The sequence below is a fragment of the Bradyrhizobium semiaridum genome, from assembly GCF_020329505.1.
In the GTDB taxonomy this organism is placed as follows: Bacteria; Pseudomonadota; Alphaproteobacteria; order Rhizobiales; family Xanthobacteraceae; genus Bradyrhizobium; species Bradyrhizobium semiaridum.
In genome coordinates, this window is sequence record NZ_JAGKJJ010000002.1 from 482,219 (window position 1) to 507,132 (window position 24,914).

A 24,914-nucleotide genomic window follows, 5' to 3' on the forward strand; every position below is an offset into this window, starting at 1 on the left:
TCCGGGCTACGAAGCTCAGGCGAAAATACATCCCGTCCGTCATTGCGAGCGAAGGGAAGCAATCCATCTTCCCGCATGCGCGGTGGGATGGATTGCTGCGCTCGGCTCGCAATGCCGGGGAGAGAGTGGGGACCTAACCCCACCCCGCGCTGATGCCGCCGTCCACCGTGTAGATCACGCCCGACGTATACCCGGCGCGGTCCGACGCCAGGAATGCCATCAGGTCGCCGATCTCGCGTGCATGGGCGGGGCGGCCGAGCGGCAGGCTCTTCTGGAATTCCTTGTAGCGGTTCTCGTCGCCGAACTGATGCTTGGCGCGGGTCTTCAGCAGCGTGACGTGGCGGTCGGTGCCGACCGGGCCGGGATTGATGCCGACGACGCGGATGTTGTCGGCGAGGCTCTTGCCGCCGAGCGCGCGGGTGAAGGCCATCAGCGCCGCATTGCCGGCGCTGCCGCAGATGTAATTGGCGTCGAACTTCTCGCCGGCCGCGCCGATGTCGTTGACGATCACGCCGCCGCCGCGCGCCTTCATCTGGGCGTAGATCTGCCGGGTCAGGTTGATATAGCCGAACACCTTCAGCTCCCAGGCATGGCGCCAGGTCGCCTCGTCGATCTTGTCGATCGAGCCGCCGGGGATGTCGCCGGCGTTGTTGACGAGGATGTCGATGTCGGCGGCCTCCTTCGCCAGCCGGGCGAGATCGTCGGATTTGCGCAGATCGACCACGCTGGTCGCGGCATCGACCTGGTGTGCGGAACGCAGCCGTTCGGCGAGCGCCTTGAGCTGTTCGCCGTTGCGCGCGGCGAGCAGCAGGTGGGCGCCTTCCTCGGCAAAGGCCTCGGCGGCGGCCGCGCCAATGCCCTTGGAGGCGCCGGTAATCAGGACACGCTTGCCGCGCAGATGCAGATCCATGGGATGTCTCGCTTGGTATGAGGAGCGGATATCGGCGAATTTGGTGGGGCAGGGTCGCGCTGCGGTCAACACTGCACTGCAGCGTTGCGCCGGCGCGAAGTTTGGTCCATTGCAGGGCGATCAGGATAGGCGGCTTGGCCGGCCGGGCAAATCACAAGGGTGTTCTCGATGGTTAGCGCGAAGAAGCAGTATCGGATTGCGGTCATTCCCGGCGACGGCATCGGCAAGGAAGTGATGCCGGAAGGGCTGCGGGTGATCGAGGCGGCGGCCAGGAAGCACGGCGTGTCCGTGCAGTTCGATCATTTCGACTTCGCCTCCTACGACTACTACGAGAAGCACGGCGAGATGATGCCGGAGGACTGGAAGGCACAGATCGGCAAGCACGACGCGATCTATTTCGGCGCGGTCGGCTGGCCGGCGAAGATTCCGGATCACATCTCGCTGTGGGGCTCGCTGATCAAGTTCCGTCGCGAGTTCGACCAGTACGTCAATCTGCGGCCGGTGCGGCTGATGCCCGGCGTGCCGTCGCCGCTGGCGAACCGCAAGCCCGGCGACATCGATTTCTGGGTGGTGCGCGAGAACACCGAGGGCGAGTATTCCTCGGTCGGCGGCCGCATGTTCCCGGACACCGACCGCGAGTTCGTGACGCAGCAGACGGTGATGACGCGCATCGGCGTCGACCGCATCCTGAAATTCGCCTTCGACCTCGCGCAGTCGCGGCCGAAGAAGCATCTGACCTCGGCGACCAAGTCGAACGGCATCTCCATCACCATGCCCTATTGGGACGAGCGCGTCGAGGCGATGGCGAAGAAGTATCCCGGCGTGAAGTGGGACAAGTACCACATCGACATCCTGACTGCGAATTTCGTGCTGCATCCGGACTGGTTCGACGTCGTGGTCGGCTCCAACCTGTTCGGCGACATCCTCTCCGATCTCGGCCCGGCCTGCACCGGCACGATCGGCATCGCGCCATCGGGCAACATCAATCCGGAAGGCAACTTCCCGAGCGTGTTCGAGCCGGTGCACGGCTCGGCGCCCGATATCGCCGGCCAGGGCATCGCCAATCCGATCGGCATGATCTGGTCCGGCGCGATGATGCTCGAGCATCTCGGCGAGAAGCAGGCTGCGGACGCCATCGTCGGCGCGATCGAGCGTACGCTCGGCGAACGCACGCTGCGCACCCGCGACCTCGGCGGCAACGCCGACACGACGGCGTGCGGCAAGGCCGTCGCGGAAATGGTGGATTGATCCGTCTTACCCTCTCCACTTGTGGGAGAGGGTGGCTTCGATGCGGGAAGCATCGAAGCCGGGTGAGGGGTTTCTCTCCGCGGATGCAGACCCCTCATCCGGCTCGCATCGATCCGAGCCACCTTCTCCACAAGGGGAGAAGGGAAGAGGCCATCCCAACGCATCACGGCTGCTTCACCGCGATGAACGAGGCGACATAGCCTGCGGGTGCGGAGCCGTGCGGCTTGGCGCGGATGACCGATCCGACCAGCGCCGGCACCTGGTTGATGCCGTTGGGCCACTGATGCGCGAGCTGGGCGTTGTAGTCGTATTCCCAGCCTTCGGTTCCGAGATTGGTCCGGCCGGTGCCGACGATCTGGACCGCGAGCGGCGTCGTTGCGGTGGCGAGCTGGATGGTGCCCTTCAATGCGAGCCCGCCGCTGCCCCAATCGATCATGCCGCTGAGCTCCGTCCCCGATATCTCGAATGTGAACTCGGCCTCGGCGAAGATCAGCCGCAGCGCCTTCTCGGCGTCGTCGCCGACCGGGGCGGGATCGTTGTGAAAGCTGCGATAGGTCCACTTGCCGCTGATATCGGTCATCGCGATCTCCTCTGTTCACGGTCGTTGCGAATTCACTACCTGAGCGGGCATTGCGTTGCCGGCGTCATCTGATCCACCTGAACAGCACCGGCACGACCGCCTGGCCGGGCAGGATGCGCCACGTCCACCGCGGTGGCCGCGGCGGCGCGAGGCGCTCAAGCTGCAAGGCAACGGACAGCGCGAACATCAGGGGGAGATGGAATGCCGGCGCCGTCAGCGGCAGCAGCATCGCCGGCGCGCAGATCGCCGTGCACAACAGGCCGTGCGTCAGCCCGAACCGGATGCAGTCGCGATCGGCGGCAGCTCCGAAGGCGGAGAGGTTCGGCACGCGATGGCAGCGGTTGAGCATGCCCTGGCGCAGCGGCGCCGCCTGCCACAGCACCGCGATCGCGACCGCGATCACGAATGCCGGCAGCGCCGTGGCTTGGGCCAGCACCGTCATGGCGTTCGGCACGGCCAGCAGGATCGGGCCGACCGCGATCCAGACCAGGAGATAGGCCGCCGCGAACAGGCCGGCCGAACGGCCACGCCGCTGCACCAGACTGCGCAGCCGCAATTGCGAGATCGGCTGCGCCAGCTGCGGCGCAGTCATCGCTGCGACCATCAGGATCCAGAACAGGGCTGCCAGCATCGCGGTCGCACTGAGGCCATAGATCGTCGAGAACGCGGCGCCGGCGGTCACGAGGGTCGGCGACGGCGAGCAGAGTGCAACTGACGGCAATCCTTCGCTGCCGGCGGCGAGCAGCAGCCAGCAGCACAGGCTGGCAAATAGCAGCACCGGTGACGCCTGTCGGAGCGGCGTGGGCAACGGCACATGCGGCGACATGGCGTCACCGGCTCTGGCGGTAGACTCTCAGGCGGCCGACGTCGATCTTGCTGCCCGCCGAGATCGGCGTCTGCGGAACGAACTTGACGTCGACCGCCTGCGCATTCAGTTGGCCGCTGAGATGCATGGCATCGACGATATCGGTGATGTCGAGCGTCTGCGTCAGCCCGGCGCCGGCATGCGGGCCGCCGGCCTGGCTTGCCGCCCGCGCGCCGAACAGCGACAGCACGCCGGCATGGTTTTCCGGATGCTGCGCCGGGTTGGCGTCCTTCGGAAGGTTCACATAGACGTCGAACATTCCGGCGTCGGTGGTGCTGGTGACGTTCTCCAGCACCAAATAGACGCGATCCGGTGCCGGCGCCGCGCTGGCCGGAGCCAATGACCTTATGGAGGACAGCTTTGCCGAAAGCTTGCCAGTGGCGGCGCTGTCGAGCTGGACGCGTGCGTCGGTGGGCGTGGCGGCCAGCCGGATCGCGGCGCTGCTTTCGCCGACGAGTTCAGTGCTCTTCTGCGCGGCCATGGTCATCGCTCCCGCGAGATTGTTCGCGTCCGTCGGTGCGACGCCCAGTCTGCCGAGGCGCGCCGCAAGAACCTGCTGCTGACCGGGGACCGAAATGTCCTGGTACTCATAATTGAGCTCGGGTGCTTTGGTATTCAAGACTTTCGCGGCCGTTGTCGTGAACGTCGTGCCGTCCGGGCGCGGCATCACGAACTGGCCTGCCGGCTCGTTCAGCCAGTCGGTGTCGGTCGGATTCTTGTAGGCATCCGCCGGGTCGGAGGGATGCCGGCGCACTGTCAGCCAGGATTCCCAGAGCCGATCGATGTTGGAATGATGCAGCCAGAAGATCGGATCGATGCCGGCGGTTTCGAACATCGCCATCAGCCCGTTGTTCTTGGCGATGTCTGGGTCGGTGCCTTCCTTGGTGCCGCCGACCAGGACGTGGACGGGACCATGTGGCCGCTGCTCCAGAAGCCCGGCGCCGCTGCCGCCGTGACTGAAGGCCGTGCGGGTGCCGCCGAACGAGGTCGGCAGGTCCTGCGGCTCGTTGAAGAATTCCGGCTCCTGCCAGAGCGGGGAGACCGGAATGTCGGACGCGCGGATGCTGATCACGCCGTTGCCGCGGCGGCCGTAGCGCTCCTTGACCCAGAGCGGATTCTTGCTGCCGTCGTCGAGCAGTTCCGGCGCGAAGGCGGTGGGGAATTTCAGCGTATCGGGCTTCGTCGGATCGTAGTTCCAGTAGGGCAGCGCCCAGTCGGCCGGGCCGCCCTTCTTCACGATCACATCAAGCAAAATGGCTTCGAATGCCGCGAGATAGGCGCGGTGCCACGGCAGGAAATACCAGGAGCCGTGCTGGCACTGATTCCAGAACCCCAGGGCGTCGGGATCGAACGGCAGCGTCACGCTGGCGTCGAGATAGCCGAGATCGATCCAGAGCTGCCGGTCGATGCCATGCATCGCCGCAAGCGACCACCAGCTCGTGATGTCGGTGATCGATCTGGTCTGCAATTCCCTGATGGCTTCGCCGTACCAGAACAGCGTCTTGTCACCTGCCGGCAATTGCCAGACGTCCTTGCGCACGCGAGCCATCGGAGGCCTCCCGAAATGAGCGCAGCTATCGAAATGAAGGTATCAAACTTAAAGTAAACTAATGTGACATCGCACAATCAATGATAGTACAGACGAGCGCGCGCGTAAATGGCTTTGGCGCGCGCTGTTGCCGCACCATGCCTGGAACCTTTCGCAGAGGTGAGAGGAGGCGAAGCTTATCCCTTCACGATCCGCCGGCAGTGCTCCCAGGCGGCATGAATCAAATTTTCGCTCGCCTCGGGGGTGCGGAAGGCGGAATGCGCCGACAGCGTCACGTTCGGGATCCTGGTCAGCGGATGATCCTTCGGCAGCGGCTCGACGTTGAAGACGTCGAGGCCGGCGTGGCGGATATGGCCGGAGTTGAGCGCGTCGATCATGGCCTGCTCGTCGACGATCGCCGCGCGCGCGGTGTTGACGAGGATCACGCCCGGCTTCATCTGCGCGATCTTCTCGCGCGTGATCATGCCGCGGGTCTCGTCGTTGAGCAGCAGATGGATCGAGACCACGTCGCTCCTGCCCAGCACGGCGTCGAGGTCGACGAACTCGACGCCCGCAAAACTCTTCGGCGAGCGGTTCCAGGCGATCACCTTCATGCCGCTGCCGAGCGCGATGCGCGCGACCTCGGCAGCGATGCCGCCGAAGCCGACCAGGCCGAGCGTCTTGCCGGTGAGCTGCATGCCGTCCTCGCGCAGCCAGTTGCCGGCGCGCATCTCGCGGTCCATCTGCGCGATCACCCGCGCCGACGACCACATCAGCGCGATCGCGGATTCCGCCACGGCGGTGTCGCCATAGCCCTTGATCAGGTGCACGGAGATGCCGAGCTCGGCGAGCTCCTCGGGGTTCATGTAGCTGCGCGCGCCGGTGCCGAGAAACACGACGTGCTTCAGTCCGGAGCACTGTTTTGCAATTGCGGTCGGCAGGGCGGTGTGGTCGACCACCGCGATCTCGGCGCCGTCGAGCACCGCCGGATAGTCCTCGGGCTTGATGTCCGGATTGCGGTTGATCCGCATCGTGGGATCGCCGGGCTTCTCCAGGCGCTCCGCGATGACCGCAAGCGATTCATTGGCGTCGACGAACACAGCGCGCACGAGAACCTCCATTAAAGGGAGAGCATGATCCGAAGAGCGGAGACGATCAGGATGCGACGCCGGCGAGCGCCAGCACCGTGTGCATCAGGACGTTGGCGCCGGCGGCGCAGTCCGCCTGCGTGGCATCCTCCAGCTCGTTGTGGCTGATGCCGTCCTTGCAGGGCACGAACACCATTGCCGCCGGCATCACGGTGTTGAGATTGCAGGCGTCATGGCCGGCGCCGGAGGTGATGCGGCGGTGCGAATAGCCGAGCTGTGTCGCCGCGTTCTCGACCGCATCGACCAGTTTTGGATCGAAATGCGTTGGCGCCTTGCGCCACACCAGCTCGAGCTGAACCTCGACCTTGCGCCGCGCCGCGATCTCGGCGCACGCCGCGCGCAGGTCGCGGTCGAGCGCATCCATGATGGCGGCGTCGGCGCTGCGGCAATCCACCGTGAAGGCGATCTCGCCGGGAATCACGTTGCGCGACGGCGCCGCGATCACGGCCTCGCCGATGGTGCCGACCGCATTCGGGCCGTGCTTCCTGGCGATGCTCTCCATCGCCAGCACGATTTCCGACAGCGTGGCCAGCGCGTCGCGCCGCAGCGGCATCGGGGTCGAGCCGGCATGGCTCTCGAAGCCGATGATCTTGCCGTCGTACCACAAGACGCCCTGGCCGGAGTCGACCACGCCGATGGTCTTGCCTTCGGCCTCCAGGATCGGCCCCTGCTCGATATGCAGCTCGACGAAGCTGGTGAACTTCTGGCGGCCGACCGGCGCGTCGCCGCGATAGCCGATCGTATCAAGCGCCTGCGCCACCGTGACGCCCTCGGCGTCCTTGCGCGACAAGATGTCGTCGGTGGTGAAGTCGCCGACATAGGCGGCGGAGGCCATCATCGCCGGCGCGAAGCGCGAGCCTTCCTCGTTGGTCCAGTTGCAGATGCAGATCGGCAGCTCGGTCTCGATGCCGGCATCGTTCAGGGTCCGCACCATCTCCAGCGCGGCAAGCGTGCCGAGCACGCCGTCATACTTGCCGCCGGTCGGCTGGGTGTCGAGATGCGAGCCGACGCCGATCGGCGGCTTCGACATGTCGCGCCCTTTGCGCAAGCCGAACATCGACCCGAGCGCATCGACCTGCACCTCGAGACCGGCCTCTTCGCAAGCCTTGCGGAACCAGTCGCGCACCTGCTTGTCCTCGGCGCTCAGCGTCAGCCGCCGCACGCCGCCCTTGGGTGTCGCGCCGAACTGCGCGGTTTCGTGGATGGTGCCCCAGAGGCGGGCGGAATCGATCTGCAGGTTGGTGGCGGCTCGGCTCATTGCGGCTCTTCCCGTTACGCGACCACATTTTCATGACGCGCCGCTGTCGCGCCGTCAACCGTCACGCTCTCCTGCGCGATCTGGCGCGCGAGATTGGCGACGCGCTCGATCGCGACCGCGTCGGGGGAGGCGAGCCAGCTTGCGGTGAAGGTGAGGGGCGGCAGCTTGAGGTCGGTGTCGAGCAGTTGCAGGCGTCCGTCGGCGAGCTCGTTCTCGACGATCGCCGACGGGATCACGGCGATGCCGAGCCCTTCATTGGCCATGTGGATCACGGTCGCCAGCGAGGTCGAGGCATGCAGCCGGATCGGCGGCAGGTCAGGCTGATTGAACAGCGCGCGCACGGTCTCGTAAGGCTGGGTCTTGCGCGGGAAGGTGATGATCGGAAACCGCGCCAGATCCTGCCGCGCCACCGGGCCGTCGCCAAGCCCGAGCGCGGGGCTGGCCAGAAAGCCGATCGGATAATCGCAGAGCACGCGGTTGTGCGCACCGGAAACCGAGACCGGGCCGAGCACGAAGGCAAGCTCGATCTCCTGCGCCAGCAGCCGCGCGGTCAGGTTCGGCGTGATGTCGACCTCGATCTCCAGCGACAGATTCGGATAGACTTCGTTGACGCTTTTCACGAGACGCGGCAGCCAGGTGTGCACGATCGTCTCCGCGACGCCGAGCCGCAGCGCGCCGCGCATCGCCGAGCGGTCGCCGACCTCGGCCATCATCTCCGAGCGCAATCCGATCAGTTTTTCGGCATAGGTCATCATCAGCCGGCCGCTCGGCGTGGGCGACGCCACGCGATGGTCGCGGTTGAGCAGCTTGACACCCATCTCGCGCTCGAGCTGGGCGATGCGCTGCGAGATCGCCGGCTGGGTGGTGTTGAGCCGCGCCGCGGCGCCGCGGAAGCTGCCGAGCTTGACGACCCACAGGAACGTTTCAATCGAACGGAAGTCCGTCATTGGAAGCATTTTCCGATCGATAAATCTGATTTATCGATTTTGATTAGAAAGGACGATTAGACATTATATCACGCGTGGTGTTGGTTTGTCCTTGTCGAGATTATGGGCAGGAGCCACCCATGACTGTTTTTGCGGCAATGCAGCAAGGGGACCCGGTGCCGGCGAGTGCCGAAGCGCGCCGCGCCTTCCGTAACGGCGTGGCCTCGACCACCGCCGGCGTCGCCAACGGCTTCGTGCAGGGCAATCTCGCGATCCTGCCGGAAAAGCTCGCCGGCGCTTTCCACCGCTTCTGCCAGCTCAATCCGAAACCGTGCCCGATCATCGGCATGTCCGATGTCGGTGATCCCAGCATCCCGTCGCTCGGCCTCGATCTCGACATCCGCACCGACGTGCCGCGCTACCGCGTGTGGCGCGACGGCGAGGTGGCGGACGAGCCGACCGACATCATGAAGTACTGGCGCGACGATCTCGTCACCTTCGTGCTCGGCTGCTCCTACTCGTTCGAAGAGGCGCTGCTCGACGACGGGCTGCCGATCCGTCACATCGAACGCAATCTGCGTGTGCCAATGTACCGCACCAACATCGCGTGCAGCCCATCCGGGCCGTTCGCCGGTCCCATGGTGGTGTCGATGCGTCCCTTCAAGCCGGCGGATGCGATCCGTGCGGTGCAGATCACCTCGCGCTTCCCGTCGGTGCACGGCGCGCCGGTGCATCTCGGCCATCCGCATTCGATCGGGATCAAGGACATCGCCAAGCCGGACTATGGCGATCCGGTGCCGGTCGCCGATGACGAGATCCCGGTGTTCTGGGCCTGCGGGGTGACGCCGCAATCGGTGATCGCAAGCGCGAAGCTGCCGTTCGCGATCACGCATTCGCCGGGCCTGATGCTCGTCACCGATCTCAAGAACAAGGCGCTCGCTGTGCTCTGAATAGGCAATTCGTGCAATTCATTCGGGCTTTACTGCGCGCTACAAGCGTTTCATCGATAAAAACAAACTGACCAAGGGGAATTTCGCATGACGATCTCTCGCCGCAACGTGTTGCTGGGTGCCACGGCCGCCGCCGCGCTCGGTCCGATGGCCGCACGCGCGCAGACCAGTGAAGTGGCCATCGGCGTGATCTATCCACTGTCCGGCGCCAGCGCCCAGATCGGCGTCGACGCGCAGCGTGCGTTCGAGACCGCGGCCGACATCATCAACAAGAACTACGATTTCGCATTGCCGCTCGCCAAGGGCGAGGGCCTGCCCGGCCTCGGCGGCGCCAAGATCAAGCTGGTGTTCGCCGACCACCAGGCCGATCCGCAGAAGGGCCGCGCCGAAGCCGAGCGCCTGATCACCCAGGACAAGGTCTGCGCCGTGATCGGCACCTATCAGAGCGCGGTCGCCGTCACCGTCAGCCAGATCTGCGAGCGCTACGGCGTGCCGTTCCTCTCGGCCGACAATTCCTCGCCGAGCCTGCATCGCCGCGGCCTGAAATTCTATTTCCGCGCCTCGCCGCATGACGAGATGTTCTCGACCGCGATGTTCGACTTCTTCGATGCGATGAAGAAGAAGGGTCAGAAGATCGAGACGCTGGCGCTGTTCCACGAGGACACCATCTTCGGCACCGATTCGGCGAATGCGCAGACCAAGCTCGCTGGCGAGCGCGGCTACAAGATCGTGGCCGACATCAAGTATCGCGCCAACTCGCCGTCGCTCACCGCCGAGGTGCAGCAGCTCAAGGCCGCCAATGCCGACGTCTTGATGCCGTCGAGCTACACCACCGACGCGATCCTCTTGGTCAAGACCATGGCCGAGCTCGGCTACAAGCCGAAGAACATCATGGCGCAGGATGCCGGCTTCTCGGAGAAGGCGACTTATGATGCGGTCGGCGACAAGCTCGAGGGCGTGATCTCGCGCGGCAGTTTCTCGCTCGACCTCGCGCAGAAGCGTCCGATGGTCGGTCTGATCAACGAAATGTACCGCGCCAAGTCCGGCAAGGACTTCAACGACTATTCGTCGCGCCAGTTCATGGGCCTGATCGTGATGGCCGACGCCATCAACCGCGCCAAGTCGACCGAGGGCGACAAGATCCGCGAGGCGCTGGTCGCGACCGACATGCCGGGCGATGCGACCATCATGCCCTGGAAGCGCGTCAAATTCGACGAGATGGGGCAGAACAACTTCGCCGATCCGGTGCTGCTGCAATACGCCGCGAAGAACTTCGTGACGATTTTCCCGGAACAGGCCGCCGTCTCCGAGGCGATCTGGCCGATGAACAAGTAATCGGTCGGACGCTCAGAGGGGCATACGGCGGTGACAGCCGAAGACATCATTCAGAGTCTCGCATGTTCCGTCATTGCGAGCGAAGCGAAGCAATCCACCTTTCCATGCAAAGGAAGAATGGATTGCTTCGTCGCTTCGCTCCTCGCAATGCCGGGGGATAGCGACAACGGTCGAGACATGGAGCGTCAACGGTGACAGCCGAGACCATTATTCAAAGTCTGGCGAGTGGCCTCTTGATGGGGCTGCTCTACGGACTGATCGCTGCCGGGCTCGCCTTGATCTTCGGCCTGATGGACGTCGTGAACTTCGCCCACGGCGAGTTCCTGATGATCGCGATGTATGTGACCTTCTTCCTGTTCGCGTTCTTCGCGATCGACCCCTTGCTGTCGGCGCCCTTGGTCGCCGCGGCACTGTTCGTGTTCGGGGCGGTCGTTTACCTATTGATCGTCCGCTTCGCCATGCGCGCCAAGGCCAATGCCGGCATGGTGCAGATCTTCTCGACCTTCGGCCTCGCCATCGTGATGCGCGGCCTCGCGCAGTACTTCTTCACGCCCGACTACCGCAGCATCCCGCAGTCCTGGCTCGGCGGGAAGACGGTGTCGATCGCCGGCATCTATCTGCCGGAGCCGCAGCTGATCGGCGCCATGCTGTCGATCGCGGCCTTCGTCGCGCTCTACTTCTTCATCAACCGCACCGATTTCGGCCGTGCGCTGGAGGCGACGCGCGAGGACGCCGGCGCGGTGGCGCTGGTCGGCATCGACAAGAACCGGGTGTTCGCGCTCGGCTGGGGCCTTGGTGCGGCGCTGGTCGGGCTCGCCGGCGCCATCATGGCGATCTTCTTCTACATCTATCCCGATGTCGGCGCGTCGTTTGCGCTGATCGCCTACGTCACCGTGGCGCTCGGCGGCTTCGGTAGCGTGTTCGGGGCCTTTGCCGGCGGCATCATCGTCGGCCTCGTCGAGGCGACCACCGCGCTGATCCTGCCGCCGTCGCTGAAATCGGTCGGCATCTACGCCGTCTATTTGCTGGTCGTCTTCATCCGCCCCCGCGGCCTGTTCGGATCGATGTGATGGATACCCACTTCGCCCAACGCCGCAGGCGTGACCTGATCGTCGCTCTTTGCCTTGCCGCGCTCGCCGCGCTGGCGCCGCTGTTCGTCAAGGACGTCTACGTCCAGAACATCATGGTGCTGACCCTGATGTACGCGGCGCTGTCGCAGAGCTGGAACATACTATCAGGCTATTGCGGCCAGATCTCGCTCGGCCACGCGCTCTACTTCGGGCTCGGCGCCTACACGACGGCGCTGCTGTTCACCAAATTCGGCGTGCTGCCGTGGTTCGGCATGCTGGCGGGCGGGGCGATCTCCGCGCTGATCGCGATGGCGCTCGGCTATCCCTGCTTCCGCCTGCGCGGCCATTACTTCGTGATCGCGACCATCGTGATCGCCGAGATCGCGTTGCTGCTGATCCAGAACTGGGACTGGGCCGGCGCCGCGCTCGGCATCGACATCCCCATGCGCGGCGACAGCTGGCTGAAATTCCAGTTCACGCGCTCCAAGCTGCCGTATTTCTATTTCGCGCTGGCGCTGGCCTGCATCGCCTGGTTCGTCACCTGGTGGCTGGAGGATTCCAAATGGGGCTACTGGTGGCGAGCGGTGAAGGACAATCCCGACGCGGCCGAAAGCCTCGGCGTCGTCGTGTTCAATTCCAAGATGGGCGCGGCCGCGGTCTCGGCCTTCCTGGTTGCGGTCGGCGGCAGCTTCTATGCGCAGTTCGTCTCCTATATCGACCCCGAAAGCGTGATGGGCTTCCAGTTCTCGCTGCTGATGGCATTGCCCGCGGTGCTGGGCGGCATCGGCACGCTGTGGGGCCCGGTGCTCGGCGCCGTGATCCTGATCCCGCTCACCGAGCTGACGCGTTCGTTCGTCGGCGGCTCCGGCCGCGGCGTCGACCTGATCGTCTACGGCGCGCTGATCGTCGCGATCTCGCTGGCGCTGCCGCGCGGTCTGGTCAGCGTGTTCTCGCTGCGCAAGGGGGCCGCGCGATGACGGCTCTTTTGGAAACCCGCGGCGTCTGGCAGCGCTTCGGCGGCCTCGTCGCCAACAGCGACGTCTCGATCTCGGTCGGGCGCGGCGAGATCGTCGGCCTGATCGGCCCGAACGGCGCCGGCAAGTCGACGCTGTTCAACCTGATCGCGGGCGTGCTGCCGCCGACTCAAGGGTCGATCATCTTCGACGGCGAGGATGTCACAAGGCTGCCGGCGGCCGAGCGCTGCCAGCGCGGCGTCGGACGCACCTTCCAGGTGGTCAAGAGCTTCGAGACCATGACCGTGATCGACAACGTCATCGTCGGCGCCTTGATCCGCAACACCAAGATGCGCATCGCGCGGCAGAAGGCCTACGAGGTGCTGGAGTTCTGCGGTCTCGCCGCGCGCGCCGAGGTGCTTGCCAGCGACCTCGTGCCGTCCGAGAAGCGCCGGCTCGAGGTCGCCCGCGCGCTCGCCACCGAACCGAAACTGTTGTTGCTGGACGAAGTCCTCACCGGCCTGACGCCGGTCGAGGCGCAGACCGGCGTCGAGCTGGTGCGCAAGGTGCGCGCCACCGGCGTCACCGTGCTGATGGTCGAGCACGTCATGGAGATCGTGATGCCGCTGGTCGATCGCGCCATCGTGCTTAATCTCGGCAAGGTGCTGGTCGAAGGCAAGCCCGCCGAGGTCGTCCGCAACCCGGAAGTCATCACCGCCTATCTCGGGGATCGTCATGCTGTCGGTGCGTGAAGTCACCACCGCCTATCAGGGCCTGGTTGCGATCTCCTCGGTGTCGATCGACGTCAGCAAGGGCGAGATCGTCTGCGTCGCCGGCGCCAACGGCGCGGGCAAGTCGACGCTGCTCAAATCGATCGCCGGCGCCGAGCGGCCGCGCTCGGGCACCGTCACCTTCGACGGCAAGCGCATCGACGGCCAGCCGCAGCATGTCATCACCGCGGGCGGCATCGCCTACGTGCCGGAGAACCGCCGGCTGTTTCCGCGGCTTTCGGTGCGCGACAACCTCCGCCTCGGCAGCTATCTCTACCGCCGCGAGGCCAGCCGCGACGAGCCGCTCGACCTCGTCTTCCAGCTGTTCCCGCGGCTCAACGAGCGGCTCGACCAGCGCGCCGAGACGCTGTCGGGCGGCGAGCAGCAGATGCTGGCGATCGGCCGCGCCTTGATGACCCGGCCGCGTCTGTTGATGCTAGACGAGCCGTCGCAGGGCATCATGCCGAAACTGGTCGACGAGATCTTCCAGGCGGTGAAGCGCATCCGCGACGCCGGCATGACCGTGCTGATCGTCGAGCAGCGCATGGCCGAGTGCCTCGAGATCGCCGACCGCGCCTACATCCTGCAGACCGGCCGCGTGCTGATGCAGGGGACCGCGGCCGAGATCAGCGGCAATCCGGACGTGCGCAAGGCGTATCTGGGGCTGTAGCCGGGCAAGCGCCTGCACACACTCCTCCGGCATCCTGAGAGGGTGCGAGGTTTTGTCCCACCCACCGTCGTCATCGCAAGTGTGTGGCCACCTCGTCACTTCTTTTCCTGGCTCTCCGGCTTGATCTCCTCGACCTTGGCGGCGAGATCCGGCACGCGGCTGACGCGGTAGGTCGCGTTGCTGCAGGTCAGCGTCCAGGCCTCGTTGTCCGGCTTGGAGAGCTTGTCGTTCCGTTCGGCCTTGAGCGGCTTGTCGCAGGCATAGCCCTGGGCACGAAGCTGGATCGCGAGCAGGTCCTGCAAAGACTGCTCGGCCCGTGCGACCGATCCGGCCAGGCCGCCGACGAGAACCACGAATGCCAATCCCGTGAACCGCATCATGACTGTCCTCCGCATGGCTATTGTCTGCTCTAGCTAGCGAGTGTGATCCGGCAGTACGAGCCCGAACGTCTTGGTCAGGTCAGCCACCTGTTCGGGCGACAGGTATCGCGGGTTGAGGCCGCGCAGCAGCAGATAGAGCTTTGCGGTCTCCTCCAGTTCCTCGGTCGCGAACACCGCCGCTTCCAGCGTGTCGCCGGAGACCACGGGTCCGTGATTGGCGAGCAGCACCGATGAATATTTCCCGGCCAGTCCCTTGATCGCATCCGCCACCGCAGGATCGCCGGGACGATAATAGGGCACCAGCGCGGTCGGTGCGCATTTCATCACGTAATAGGCCGTCAGCGGCGGCAGCGCGGCGCGCGGATCGATCTCGGGCAGCATCGAGAGCGCGACCGAATGGGTCGAGTGCAGGTGCACGACGGCGCGGGCAGCGCTGCGTGTCTGGTACAGCGCGGTGTGCAGCGGTACTTCCTTGGTCGGGGCATCGCCGGAGACGAGCCGGCCGCTGGCGTCGAGCCGCGACAGCTTGCCGGGATCGAGGAAACCGAGCGAGGCATTGGTCGGCGTCACCAGCCAGCCGCCGTCATCGAGCCGGACGCTGATATTGCCCGAGGAGCCCGGCGTCAGCCCGCGCTCGAACAGCGAGCGGCCGAAGCGGCAGATGTCCTCACGAAGCTTTGTTTCGCTCATCTGGTCTCGCTCGTGACGCTATCCGTTTTGCGCGTTGTCTCATGCTTTGGCAGCGCGGCCAAGCCGTGATAGGCAAGCATCAAACCAGCTAAAAAGCGAGGGATCGCCGCATGTCCAGTTCCGCCAAACCGCGCGTTGCCGTCGTCGGGCTCGGCTCGATGGGATACGGCATGGCGACCTCGCTGAAGCGTGCCGGCTTCGACGTCACCGGCTGCGACGTGTCGGCCGATGCGGTCGCCCGCTTCGTCGCCGACGGCGGCAAGGGCGCCAAGACGCCGGCCGAGGCGGCCAAGGATGTCGGCATCGTCGTCAGCGTCGTCGTCAATGCCGCGCAGACCGAGGCCATCCTGTTCGGCAAGGACGGCGTCGCCGAGACGCTGGCCGCGGACGCGGTGTTCATCTCGTCCGCGACCATGGACCCCGAGATCGCGCGGCGTCTGGCAAAACAGCTCGAGGCGACCGGCCGGCATTATCTCGACGCCCCGATTTCCGGCGGTGCGCAACGCGCGGCGCAGGGCGAGCTCACCATCCTCGCCTCCGGCAGCGCAGCGGCCTTTGCAAGAGCGCGGCCGGCGCTGGATGCGATGGCGGCAAAGCTCTACGAGCTCGGCGATGCCGCGGGGCAGGGAGCCGCCTTCAAGATGATCAACCAGCTGCTCGCCGGCGTGCATATCGCCGCCGCCTCGGAGGCGATTGCCTTCGCCGCCAAGCAGGGCCTCGACATCAGGAAGGTCTATGAGGTGATCACAGCCTCCGCCGGTAATTCCTGGATGTTCGAGAACCGCATCCCGCATGTGCTCGACGGCGACTACGCGCCGCGCAGCGCGGTCGAGATCTTTGTGAAGGACCTCGGCATCATCCAGGACATGGCGCGTAGCGCCCGCTTCCCGGTGCCGGTCTCGGCCGCCGCGCTGCAGATGTTTTTGATGACGTCCGCCGCCGGCATGGGCCGCGACGACGATGCCTCGGTGGCCCGGATGTACGCGCAGGTCACCGGCACCAAGCTTCCCGGCGAGAAGAAATAAGAGGATCATATGCCCCGCTTTGCCGCCAACCTCACCATGATGTTCAACGAGGTGCCGTTCCTCGACCGCTTCGAGGCCGCCGCCAAGGCCGGCTTCACCGCGGTGGAATTCCTGTTCCCCTACGATCATCCGGCCGAGGAGGTCGGCAAGCGGCTGAAAAGTGCCGGGCTGACGCAGGCGCTGTTCAACCTGCCGCCGGGCGACTGGAACGCCGGCGAGAAGGGCTTTGCCGCGCTGCCCGATCGCTTCGCCGATCTGCAGGCGAGCCTGACGACCGCGCTGCCCTATGCGCAGGCGACCGGCGTCAAGCGGGTGCATCTGATGGCCGGGATTGCCGACCGCAGCGATGCCAGGGCGGTCGCGGCGTTCCGCAAGTCGGTCGCATATGCCGCCGAGTTCTTCGGGCCGCACGGCCTCGACGTCGTGATCGAGCCGATCAACCCGCGCAACGTGCCCGGCTACTTCCTCAACGACTTCATCTTCGCCCGCGACCTGATCGACGAGCTGAAGATTGCGAACTTGAAACTGCAGTTCGACATCTATCACTGCCAGATCATCCACGGCGACGTCACCATGCGGCTGCGCGAGATGATGCCGATCATCGGCCACATCCAGATCGCCTCGATCCCCTCGCGCAACGAGCCCGACGGCGAGGAGCTGAACTATCCGTTCCTGTTCGATGAGCTCGACCGGCTCGGCTATGGCGGCTTCGTCGGCTGCGAATACAATCCGCGCGGCAAGACCACGGACGGTCTTGCCTGGTTCAAGCGCTATGCCGGAGTGAAGCCGTGATGTCAGCGAAACTGTCCCTGGGCTGCATCGCCGACGACTATACCGGCGCCTCCGACCTCGCCAATACGCTGACCCGCGCCGGCCTGCGCACCGTGCAGACCATCGGCGTGCCCGCCGACGATCTCGCGCTGCCCGAGGTCGACGCCGTCGTCGTCTCTTTGAAGAGCCGCTCGATCGAGGCAGGGCTCGCAGTGACGCGCTCGCGCGACGCCGACAAATGGCTGCGCGGCCGCGGCGCGCGACATGTCCTGTTCAAGATCTGCTCGACCTTCGATTCCACCGACAAAGGCAATATCGGCCCGGTGATGGACGCGCTGCGCGCCGATTCCGGCGACAGCATCGTGCTGGTGACACCGGCGTTCCCGGAGAACGGCCGCACCGTCTACCAGGGCAATCTGTTCGTCGGCTCCGTGCCGCTGAACGAGAGCCCGCTGAAGGACCATCCGCTCAATCCGATGCATGATTCCAATCTGGTCCGCGTGCTGGCGCGCCAGAGCAAGACCAAGGTGGGGCTGGTCGATCTCGCGACGCTCAGCCGCGGCGCGGATGCGGTCCGGGCGAGGCTCAAGGATCTCGCCGCCAAGGGCATCGGCGCGGCTGTCGTCGACGCGGTGTTCGACCGCGACCTCGAGACCATCGGCCAGGTCGCGCTGGATCACCGTGTGTCGGTCGGCGCCTCCGGCATCGGGCTCGGCCTCGCGCGCGCGCTGGTCGCCGCCGGCAGCACCAAACCGGATACCCTCGATGCAATGGCCGCGGTCGGCGGACCGGCCGCGTGCCTCGCCGGCAGCTGTTCGCAGGCTACCCTGCAGCAGATCGCCAATGCCGAGAAGGTCATGCCGGTCCTGCACCTCGATCCCGAGCGGGTCGTGGCCGGCAAGGACGAGGCGCAGCGCGCGCTCGCCTGGGCCAGGGATCGGATCGGCGACGGTCCAATCCTGATCGCGAGCAGCTCGACGCCGGACGAGGTCGCAGCTCTGCAATCCCGGCATGGCCGCGATGCAGCCGGACATGCCATCGAGCAGTCGATGGCCGACATCGCGGAAGGCCTGGTGCGGGCAGGCGTGCGCAGGCTGGTGGTCGCCGGTGGTGAAACGTCAGGCGCCGTGGTCGATCGGCTCGGCATTCCCGGCTTCCTTGTCGGCGCGGAAATCGCGGCCGGCGTGCCGGTTCTGCGCGCCGTCGGCGCCAAGGACGGCGAGATGCTGCTTGCCCTGAAATCGGGCAATTTCGGCGGCCCGGAATTTTTCTCCGACGCGCTCGCCTTGATGCGCTGACGCGTTCGTTGCGCCGCGGGGCGCAGCGACGGCGAACGCCTCCGTAGTTGAACGGGGAAACAAATTAACCGTACCGAAGGGGGCGCGCTGGCTTTGATGCTGCAGCGCACGAAGCGCTGCCAATCCGATTCGCGTGGGCCTCGTCAGCCCGACATCATGGAAGTCACATGCTCGCCAAATTCTCGATCCGCGCCAAGATCATTGCCGTGGTTGCGCTGCTGCTTGTCGCGATGACGGGCATGGGCCTGCTTGCCGTCAAGAACATGCGGGCGATCAATGCCAGCACGGTCGACATCACGACCAGCTGGCTGCCGAGCGTGCGCGCGCTCGGCGATCTGCGCGCCGGCGTCATCACCTACCGCAACGTGATCCGCGAACACATGCTGGTCGAGACGCTGGAGGAGAAGTTGGCGCAGGAGAAGACCCTTGCGATGGTGGTCGAAGCCAACACCAAGATCCGCGCCGCCTATGAACCGATGATCACGTCGCCTGAGGAGCGCGCGCTCTACAATCAATGGGTCGATGCCTGGACCCGTTACAAGAAGGGCACCGAACAGGTGATGGAGCTGTCGCGCAAGGAAGCCGGCAAGATCCCGCATGAAGCCCATGAGCTGAATGCCAAGACGGTGAACAAGATCGGGCTCGACGCGGACGAGATCCTGCGCAAGGACATCGAGCTCAACAAGGCCGGCGCCGACAAGGCCGGTCAGGATGCTGCGGACAATTATTCCTCCGCCGTCATGATGCTTACCGCGATCCTCGGTATCGCGGTGATCGTCGGTGCCGGCATCAGCTTCTATCTGGTCCGCGACGTCTCCGCCGGCATCGCCTCGATCGTGATGCCGATGCAGGCGCTGGGCCGCGGCGATCTCGCGGCGGTGGTGCCGCACCAGGGAGAGAAGACCGAGATCGGCGCCATGGCCGATACGCTTCAGGTGTTCAAGGAGGCGCTGATCGCCAAGAAGGCCGCCGACGAGGCGGCGGCCGCCGATGCCGAGGCCAAGATCGAGCGTGGCCGCCGGGTCGACGCCATCACCCGCAATTTCGAGCACATGATCGGCGAGATCGTGCAGACCGTATCGTCGGCCTCGACGCAGCTCGAGGCCGCGGCCGGCACTTTGTCGTCGACCGCGCGGCGGTCGCAGGAGCTGACCACCTCGGTCTCCGCCGCCTCGGAGGAGGCGTCGACGAACGTCCAGTCGGTGGCTTCGGCGACCGAGGAGCTGTCGTCGTCGGTGACCGAGATTAGCCGGCAGGTGCAGGAATCGGCGCGGATGGCGAGCGATGCCGTCGGCCAGGCTCGCACCACCAACGATCGGGTCAGCGAGCTGTCGAAGGCTGCCGCGCGCATCGGCGACGTCGTCGAGTTGATTAATACCATCGCCGGCCAGACCAACCTGCTCGCGCTCAACGCCACTATCGAGGCGGCGCGCGCCGGGGAGGCCGGCCGCGGCTTTGCGGTGGTCGCGTCGGAAGTGAAGGCGCTCGCCGAGCAGACCGCGAAGGCGACCGGCGAGATCGGCCAGCAGATTGCCGGCATCCAGGCCGCGACGCAGGAATCGGTCGGCGCGATCAAGGAGATTTCCTCGACAATCGAACGGCTGTCGGAGATCTCCTCGACCATCGCCGCCGCGGTCGAAGAGCAGGGCGCGGCGACGCAGGAGATTTCTCGCAACGTGCAGCAGGCCGCGCAGGGCACCCAGCAGGTCTCGGCCAATATCGTCGACGTGCAGCACGGTGCGACCGAGACCGGCTCGGCCTCGAGCCAGGTGCTCTCGGCGGCGCAGTCGCTCTCCGGCGACAGCAACCGCCTCAAGCTCGAGGTCGGCAAGTTCCTCGACGCGGTGCGTGCGGCCTGAGCCGGCGACCCCGGCCGGTCGTTGCGCGGGCAACCGGCCCGCTCGCGCGGCAACCTGCATCGGCTCTCCACGCAGACCTGCATTGCGCCAGTCGATGCAGGCAACGAATGTCGCGAATCCGTGGGTTCTGAGAGCAGGGAGTGTCTCGGCTCCGGGGCTCCCCGGGGCCGCATGAATCGGCCGAATGCCGGCGGCCTCACGGACTATGCCAAGGAAGTGAAGGCCATTGGGCCTGCGTGGGTTGGCGTTTTGCGCTGCATCAGGTAAATCGGCGCTGAGCGGATCGGCCTTTTGGAACGCCGATTGCTTTGCCTGGGCAGGCTTATTTCGGGAACGCCGCTTTTATGATCGCATTGGTCCGTATCGCGCTGAGCCGGCCATATACTTTCGTCGTGCTCGCGCTGCTCCTCCTGATTATCGGACCCTTGGCGGCGCTGCGCACGCCGACCGACATCTTTCCCGATATCCGCATCCCCGTGATCGGCGTGGTCTGGCAGTACACGGGCCTGCCGCCGGACCAGATGAGCGGGCGTATCACGACGCCGTTCCAGCGCGCGCTGACCACGACGGTCAACGACATCGAGCACATCGTCGCCAATTCCTATAACGGCGTCGGCATCATCAAGATCTTCTTCCAGCCCGGCGTCGACATCCGCACCGCCAACGCGCAGGTCACCGCGATCTCGCAGACCCTGCTCAAGCAGATGCCGCCCGGCGCCACGCCGCCGCTGATCCTGAATTACAGCGCGTCCACCGTGCCGATCATCCAGGTCGCTTTGTCCGGCGACGGGCTGACCGAGCAGAACCTCGCCGATATCGGCATCAACCAGCTGCGCACGCCGCTGGTCACGGTGCCCGGCGCCGCGATCCCCTATCCATTCGGCGGCAAGCAGCGCCAGGTCCAGATCGACCTCAACCCGACCTCGTTGCAGGCGCGCGGCCTGTCCGGGCAGGACGTCGCCAATGCGCTCGCCGCGCAGAACCTGATCACGCCGGTCGGCACCCAGAAGATCGGCAGTTTCGAATACACCATCAACCTCAACAACTCGCCGCTGCGGCTCGAGGAACTCGGCGACCTGCCGATCAAACAGGTCAACGGCGCGATGGTCTATGTGCGCGACGTCGCCAGCGTGCGCGACGGCAACCCGCCGCAGACCAACATCGTCCATGTCGACGGCAACCGCTCGGTGCTGATGATGGTGCTGAAGGCTGGCGCCACCTCGACGCTCGATATCATCTCCGGCATCAAGCAGAAGGTGGTCGAGGTCAAGGACCAGATGCCGGACGCGCTGAAGATCGGCTTCATCGGCGACCAGTCGGTGTTCGTCCGCGGCGCGATCACCGGCGTCGCCTTCGAGGGCGTGATCGCCGCGCTGCTCACCAGCGTGATGATCCTGCTGTTCCTCGGCAGCTGGCGCTCGACCGTGATCATCGCGGTGTCGATCCCGCTGTCGGTGCTCGGCGCCATCATCATGCTGTCGCTGATCGGCGAGACGCTGAACATCATGACGCTCGGCGGCCTCGCGCTCGCGGTCGGTATCCTGGTCGACGACGCCACGGTGACGATCGAGAACATCAACTACCATCTGGAGCAGGGCAAGCCGGTCGAGCAGTCGATCCTGGACGGCGCCAACCAGATCGTGACGCCGGCCTTCGTTTCGCTGCTCTGCATCTGCATCGTGTTCGTGCCGATGTTCTTCCTCACCGGCGTCGCGCGCTTCCTGTTCGTGCCGATGGCCGAAGCGGTGATGTTCGCGATGATCTGGTCGTTCATCCTGTCGCGCACCCTCGTGCCGACGATGGCGAATTACTTGTTGCAGCCGCATGTGCACCACGAGGGCGCACCGCCGAAGTCGCGCAACCCATTGGTCTGGTTCCAGCGCGGCTTCGAGGCGCGGTTCGAGCGCATCCGCGGCGGCTATCGCGGCCTGCTGGCGCTGGCGCTCGGTCACCGCGCGGTGTTCGTCAGCTGCTTCCTGGCGGTCGTTGCCGCCTCGTTCTTGCTGGTGCCGTTCCTCGGCCGCAATTTCTTCCCATCGGTCGACGCCGGCAACATCCTGATCCATGTCCGCACCCAGGTCGGCACCCGCGTCGAGGAGACCGCCAACCAGCTCGCCGACGTCCAGAAGGCGATCCGCAAGCTGATCCCGGGCGAGATCGAGACCATGACCGACAACATCGGCATGCCGATCTCCGGCATCAACATGACCTACAACAACACCGGCGTGATCGGCCCGCAGGACGGCGACATCCAGATCCGCCTGAAGGAAGACCACAAGCCGACCGAAGAGCATGTGCGCACGCTGCGTGAGCAGCTGCCGAGGCTGTTCCCGGGGGTCAGCTTCGCGTTCCTGCCGGCCGACATCGTCAGCCAGATCCTCAATTTCGGCGCGCCGGCGCCGATCGATTTGCAGATCCGCGGCGCCAATCTCGAGGCCAACTTCGCCTATGCCAACAAGCTGCTGGCCAAGATCAAGCGCATCCCCGGCATCGCCGACGCGCGCATCCAGCAGTCGCCGAACAACCCGACCTTCAACATCGATGTCGACCGGACCCGCGCGCAATATGTCGGGCTAACCGAGCGCGACGTCACCAATTCGTTGGTGGTCAACCTCGCCGGCTCTTCGCAGGTCGCGCCGACCTACTATCTCAATCCCGACAACGGCGTGTCCTATTCGATCGTGATGCAGACGCCGCAATACCAGATCGACTCGCTGAGCGCGCTGCAGACCCTGCCGATCACCGCGACCGGCAACACCCAGGCGCCGATCCTCGGCGGCATCGCCGACATCAAGCGCTCGACCTCGAGCGCGGTGGTGTCGCAATACGACATCCAGTCGCTGGTGCAGATCTACGCCACGACCCAAGGCCGCGACCTCGGCGGCGTCGCCACCGACGTGCGCAAGCTGATCGCGGATACCGCCAAGGAGGTGCCGAAGGGTTCTTCGGTGGTGCTGCTCGGCCAGGTGCAGACCATGAACTCGGCCTTCACCGGCCTGCTGTTCGGCCTGCTCGGCGCCGTCGTTCTGATCTACTTCCTGATCGTGGTGAACTTCCAGTCCTGGTCGGACCCGTTCGTGATCATCACCGCATTGCCGGCCGCGCTCGCCGGCATCGTCTGGATGCTGTTCACGACGGAAACCACGCTGTCGGTGCCGGCGTTGACCGGCGCGATCATGTGCATGGGCGTCGCGACCGCCAACAGCGTGCTGGTGATCAGCTTCGCCCGCGAGCGCTATGAGGAGCTCGGCGATCCCGTCGCGGCGGCGTTGGAGGCCGGTTTCGTCCGGTTCCGTCCGGTGCTGATGACCGCGCTCGCCATGATCATCGGCATGGCGCCGATGGCGCTGGGGCTGGGTGAGGGCGGCGAACAGAACGCGCCGCTCGGCCGCGCCGTGATCGGCGGCCTGATCTTCGCCACCTTCGCGACCCTGATGTTTGTTCCCGTGGTATTCAGTATGGTACACAAGAAACAAGGCGCCAAAGCCGCCGCCTCATCGGAGATTCCGCATGCCGCCCACTGAGCAGCGCCCCCCGGTTTCGCGCCGGAAATTGGGCATCTTCGGCGTGGTGGCTTTGATCGGCGCAGGCTTGATCGTCGGCACGGGCATCCGCGCCCGCGAAGAGCAAGGCACCAGGCTGAAGGAATGGACCGACGACCAGGCCATTCCGAGCGTCGCCGTGGCGCTGCCGAGCGCCCGGGCGCTCAGCCCGACCATCGACCTGCCGGGCCGCCTCGAGGCCTACTCCCGCGCCCCGATCTTCGCCCGGGTGTCCGGCTACCTGAAGACGTGGGACGTCGATATCGGCGCCCGGGTCAAGGCCGGCCAGGTGATCGCCGAGATCGAGGCACCTGACCTCGATCAGCAGTTGCTGCAGGCACGCGCCGATCTCGCCAGCGCCCAGGCCAGCGCAAAACTCTCTGAAGCGACGCTGAACCGGCGCAAGACGTTGGTGGCCTCGAACTTCGTCTCGGCGCAGGAAATCGACGAGCGCACCGCCGACCTCTCCAACAAGAACGGCGCGGTCAAGGCCGGCCAGGCCAATGTCGAGCGTCTCGAAGCGCTCGCCGGCTACAAGAAGATCACGGCGCCGTTCGACGGCGTGGTGACCTCGCGCGACACCGACGTCGGCGCGCTGATCAATGCCGGCGGCACCGCGGGACCGGCGATGTTCACGATCTCAGACATCAAGAAGCTGCGCGTCTATGTCAACGTGCCGCAGAACTACGTGCCGGCGATCAAGATCGGGGCCAAGGCCACGCTGGCGCTGCCGGACTACCCGAACCGCACGTTCGAGGCGACGGTGGAAGCCTCCTCGCAGGCGGTCGACGTTTCCTCGGGCACCACGCGGATGCAACTCGGGCTCGACAACTCCTCCGGCGAGCTGATGCCGGGCAGCTATGCCAGCGTGAAGCTGAATTTGCAGCGCGACTCGACGCCGCTCAGCATTCCCGCCAGCGCGCTGATCTTCAACAGCAACGGCCTGCGCGTCGCCACCGTGACGCCCGACGACAAGGTGCTGTTCAAGACGGTGAAGATCAGCCGCGATCTCGGCAAGGACATCGAGCTCGCCTCCGGCCTGTCCGCCGACGACCGCATCATCACCGCCCCGCCGGACGGCCGGCCGTCCGGCGGGGCGGTGATGATGCGGTCGTCGGCGGACAGGCCGGAGGCGAGC

22 protein-coding genes are annotated in these 24,914 nt (G+C 65.6%); 13 read left to right on the top strand and 9 right to left on the bottom strand.

The genetic code is table 11. From position 1 onward, the window contains the following. Nucleotides 1–133: 133 nt before the first annotated feature. Nucleotides 134–910, bottom strand: a complete 777-nt coding sequence (locus tag J6500_RS04570; RefSeq protein ID WP_225711471.1) for an SDR family oxidoreductase — start codon at nt 908–910, stop codon at nt 134–136. Nucleotides 911–1,078: 168 nt separating this feature from the next. Here J6500_RS04570 and J6500_RS04575 point away from each other — a divergent pair, with 168 nt between their 5' ends. Next, entirely contained in the window at nt 1,079–2,158 is a 1,080-nt protein-coding gene (locus J6500_RS04575; protein ID WP_225711472.1) for a tartrate dehydrogenase, read from the top strand. A 163-nt stretch (nt 2,159–2,321) separates the two neighbouring features. Here J6500_RS04575 and J6500_RS04580 read toward each other — a convergent pair whose 3' ends face one another. From J6500_RS04580 to J6500_RS04605, 6 genes are all read right to left on the bottom strand, one after another. After that, a complete protein-coding gene (locus J6500_RS04580) occupies nt 2,322–2,738 on the bottom strand; it encodes a hypothetical protein (RefSeq protein WP_225711473.1) in 417 nt (138 codons plus the stop codon). A 64-nt stretch (nt 2,739–2,802) separates the two neighbouring features. After that, the gene (locus J6500_RS04585) at nt 2,803–3,516 is read right to left on the bottom strand and encodes a copper chaperone (RefSeq protein ID WP_225711474.1); all 714 of its coding nucleotides are present in this window, start codon (nt 3,514–3,516) and stop codon (nt 2,803–2,805) included. A 52-nt stretch (nt 3,517–3,568) separates the two neighbouring features. Beyond that, nucleotides 3,569–5,152, bottom strand: a complete 1,584-nt coding sequence (locus J6500_RS04590) for a tyrosinase family protein (RefSeq protein WP_225711475.1) — start codon at nt 5,150–5,152, stop codon at nt 3,569–3,571. Nucleotides 5,153–5,328: 176 nt separating this feature from the next. Next, nucleotides 5,329–6,240, bottom strand: a complete 912-nt coding sequence (locus J6500_RS04595) for an NAD(P)-dependent oxidoreductase (protein ID WP_225711476.1) — start codon at nt 6,238–6,240, stop codon at nt 5,329–5,331. Nucleotides 6,241–6,286: 46 nt separating this feature from the next. After that, nucleotides 6,287–7,537 (bottom strand): Zn-dependent hydrolase, encoded by a 1,251-nt coding sequence (locus J6500_RS04600; RefSeq protein WP_225711477.1) that lies wholly within the window; start codon nt 7,535–7,537, stop codon nt 6,287–6,289. Between the two features lie 14 nt (nt 7,538–7,551). Next, a complete protein-coding gene (locus J6500_RS04605) occupies nt 7,552–8,484 on the bottom strand; it encodes a LysR family transcriptional regulator (protein WP_225711478.1) in 933 nt (310 codons plus the stop codon). Nucleotides 8,485–8,603: 119 nt separating this feature from the next. Between J6500_RS04605 and J6500_RS04610 the strand changes: the two genes are divergently transcribed. From J6500_RS04610 to J6500_RS04635, 6 genes are all read left to right on the top strand, one after another. Next, a complete protein-coding gene (locus tag J6500_RS04610; RefSeq protein ID WP_225711479.1) occupies nt 8,604–9,413 on the top strand; it encodes a putative hydro-lyase in 810 nt (269 codons plus the stop codon). 87 nt (nt 9,414–9,500) lie between these two features. Beyond that, nucleotides 9,501–10,748, top strand: coding sequence for an ABC transporter substrate-binding protein (locus J6500_RS04615; protein WP_225711480.1), 1,248 nt, complete (start codon nt 9,501–9,503; stop codon nt 10,746–10,748). A 191-nt stretch (nt 10,749–10,939) separates the two neighbouring features. Then, the gene (locus tag J6500_RS04620) at nt 10,940–11,818 is read left to right on the top strand and encodes a branched-chain amino acid ABC transporter permease (RefSeq protein ID WP_139482034.1); all 879 of its coding nucleotides are present in this window, start codon (nt 10,940–10,942) and stop codon (nt 11,816–11,818) included. Next, nucleotides 11,818–12,795 (top strand): branched-chain amino acid ABC transporter permease, encoded by a 978-nt coding sequence (locus J6500_RS04625; protein WP_225711481.1) that lies wholly within the window; start codon nt 11,818–11,820, stop codon nt 12,793–12,795. The genes J6500_RS04620 and J6500_RS04625 overlap by 1 nt, the downstream gene beginning before the upstream one ends. Continuing rightward, nucleotides 12,792–13,523: an ABC transporter ATP-binding protein gene (locus tag J6500_RS04630; RefSeq protein ID WP_225711482.1), complete on the top strand. Its 732-nt coding sequence runs from the start codon at nt 12,792–12,794 to the stop codon at nt 13,521–13,523. The genes J6500_RS04625 and J6500_RS04630 overlap by 4 nt, the downstream gene beginning before the upstream one ends. Further along, entirely contained in the window at nt 13,507–14,211 is a 705-nt protein-coding gene (locus tag J6500_RS04635) for an ABC transporter ATP-binding protein (protein WP_225711483.1), read from the top strand. The genes J6500_RS04630 and J6500_RS04635 overlap by 17 nt, the downstream gene beginning before the upstream one ends. Before the next feature lie 95 nt (nt 14,212–14,306). Here the strand turns inward: J6500_RS04635 and J6500_RS04640 are convergent, their stop codons facing one another. Both J6500_RS04640 and otnC read right to left on the bottom strand, forming a co-directional pair. Continuing rightward, nucleotides 14,307–14,591, bottom strand: a complete 285-nt coding sequence (locus J6500_RS04640) for a hypothetical protein (protein ID WP_225711484.1) — start codon at nt 14,589–14,591, stop codon at nt 14,307–14,309. A gap of 33 nt (nt 14,592–14,624) precedes the next feature. Next, complete coding sequence (gene otnC / locus J6500_RS04645) at nt 14,625–15,281, bottom strand: 3-oxo-tetronate 4-phosphate decarboxylase (RefSeq protein WP_225711485.1); 657 nt, start codon at nt 15,279–15,281, stop codon at nt 14,625–14,627. A 110-nt stretch (nt 15,282–15,391) separates the two neighbouring features. Here otnC and ltnD point away from each other — a divergent pair, with 110 nt between their 5' ends. From ltnD to J6500_RS04675, 6 genes are all read left to right on the top strand, one after another. Continuing rightward, entirely contained in the window at nt 15,392–16,306 is a 915-nt protein-coding gene (gene ltnD / locus J6500_RS04650; protein ID WP_225711486.1) for an L-threonate dehydrogenase, read from the top strand. Nucleotides 16,307–16,315: 9 nt separating this feature from the next. Further along, nucleotides 16,316–17,098, top strand: a complete 783-nt coding sequence (otnI, locus tag J6500_RS04655) for a 2-oxo-tetronate isomerase (RefSeq protein WP_225711487.1) — start codon at nt 16,316–16,318, stop codon at nt 17,096–17,098. Continuing rightward, on the top strand, nt 17,098–18,375 hold the full coding sequence (gene otnK / locus J6500_RS04660; protein ID WP_225711512.1) for a 3-oxo-tetronate kinase: 1,278 nt from the start codon (nt 17,098–17,100) through the stop codon (nt 18,373–18,375). Before otnI ends, otnK begins: the two co-directional genes overlap by 1 nt. Before the next feature lie 167 nt (nt 18,376–18,542). Continuing rightward, nucleotides 18,543–20,234 carry a methyl-accepting chemotaxis protein gene (locus tag J6500_RS04665; protein ID WP_225711488.1) on the top strand — a complete coding sequence of 564 codons (1,692 nt, stop codon included), beginning with the start codon at nt 18,543–18,545 and terminating at the stop codon, nt 20,232–20,234. Between the two features lie 344 nt (nt 20,235–20,578). Continuing rightward, complete coding sequence (locus J6500_RS04670; protein ID WP_225711489.1) at nt 20,579–23,758, top strand: efflux RND transporter permease subunit; 3,180 nt, start codon at nt 20,579–20,581, stop codon at nt 23,756–23,758. Further along, on the top strand, nt 23,745–24,914 hold a 1,170-nt coding region (locus J6500_RS04675), incomplete at its 3' end, for an efflux RND transporter periplasmic adaptor subunit (protein WP_225711490.1). The genes J6500_RS04670 and J6500_RS04675, both read left to right, overlap by 14 nt.

What these genes read in the sequence shown, in the direction of transcription:
- J6500_RS04570 (WP_225711471.1), bottom strand. Translation starts at nt 910, where the DNA reads ATGGATCTGCATCTGCGCGGCAAGCGTGTCCTGATTACCGGCGCCTCC.
- J6500_RS04575 (WP_225711472.1), top strand. Translation starts at nt 1,079, where the DNA reads ATGGTTAGCGCGAAGAAGCAGTATCGGATTGCGGTCATTCCCGGCGAC.
- J6500_RS04580 (WP_225711473.1), bottom strand. Translation starts at nt 2,738, where the DNA reads ATGACCGATATCAGCGGCAAGTGGACCTATCGCAGCTTTCACAACGAT.
- J6500_RS04590 (WP_225711475.1), bottom strand. Translation starts at nt 5,152, where the DNA reads ATGGCTCGCGTGCGCAAGGACGTCTGGCAATTGCCGGCAGGTGACAAG.
- J6500_RS04600 (WP_225711477.1), bottom strand. Translation starts at nt 7,537, where the DNA reads ATGAGCCGAGCCGCCACCAACCTGCAGATCGATTCCGCCCGCCTCTGG.
- J6500_RS04605 (WP_225711478.1), bottom strand. Translation starts at nt 8,484, where the DNA reads ATGACGGACTTCCGTTCGATTGAAACGTTCCTGTGGGTCGTCAAGCTC.
- J6500_RS04610 (WP_225711479.1), top strand. Translation starts at nt 8,604, where the DNA reads ATGACTGTTTTTGCGGCAATGCAGCAAGGGGACCCGGTGCCGGCGAGT.
- J6500_RS04615 (WP_225711480.1), top strand. Translation starts at nt 9,501, where the DNA reads ATGACGATCTCTCGCCGCAACGTGTTGCTGGGTGCCACGGCCGCCGCC.
- J6500_RS04625 (WP_225711481.1), top strand. Translation starts at nt 11,818, where the DNA reads ATGGATACCCACTTCGCCCAACGCCGCAGGCGTGACCTGATCGTCGCT.
- J6500_RS04630 (WP_225711482.1), top strand. Translation starts at nt 12,792, where the DNA reads ATGACGGCTCTTTTGGAAACCCGCGGCGTCTGGCAGCGCTTCGGCGGC.
- J6500_RS04635 (WP_225711483.1), top strand. Translation starts at nt 13,507, where the DNA reads ATGCTGTCGGTGCGTGAAGTCACCACCGCCTATCAGGGCCTGGTTGCG.
- J6500_RS04640 (WP_225711484.1), bottom strand. Translation starts at nt 14,591, where the DNA reads ATGATGCGGTTCACGGGATTGGCATTCGTGGTTCTCGTCGGCGGCCTG.
- otnC (WP_225711485.1), bottom strand. Translation starts at nt 15,281, where the DNA reads ATGAGCGAAACAAAGCTTCGTGAGGACATCTGCCGCTTCGGCCGCTCG.
- ltnD (WP_225711486.1), top strand. Translation starts at nt 15,392, where the DNA reads ATGTCCAGTTCCGCCAAACCGCGCGTTGCCGTCGTCGGGCTCGGCTCG.
- otnI (WP_225711487.1), top strand. Translation starts at nt 16,316, where the DNA reads ATGCCCCGCTTTGCCGCCAACCTCACCATGATGTTCAACGAGGTGCCG.
- otnK (WP_225711512.1), top strand. Translation starts at nt 17,098, where the DNA reads ATGTCAGCGAAACTGTCCCTGGGCTGCATCGCCGACGACTATACCGGC.
- J6500_RS04665 (WP_225711488.1), top strand. Translation starts at nt 18,543, where the DNA reads ATGCTCGCCAAATTCTCGATCCGCGCCAAGATCATTGCCGTGGTTGCG.
- J6500_RS04670 (WP_225711489.1), top strand. Translation starts at nt 20,579, where the DNA reads ATGATCGCATTGGTCCGTATCGCGCTGAGCCGGCCATATACTTTCGTC.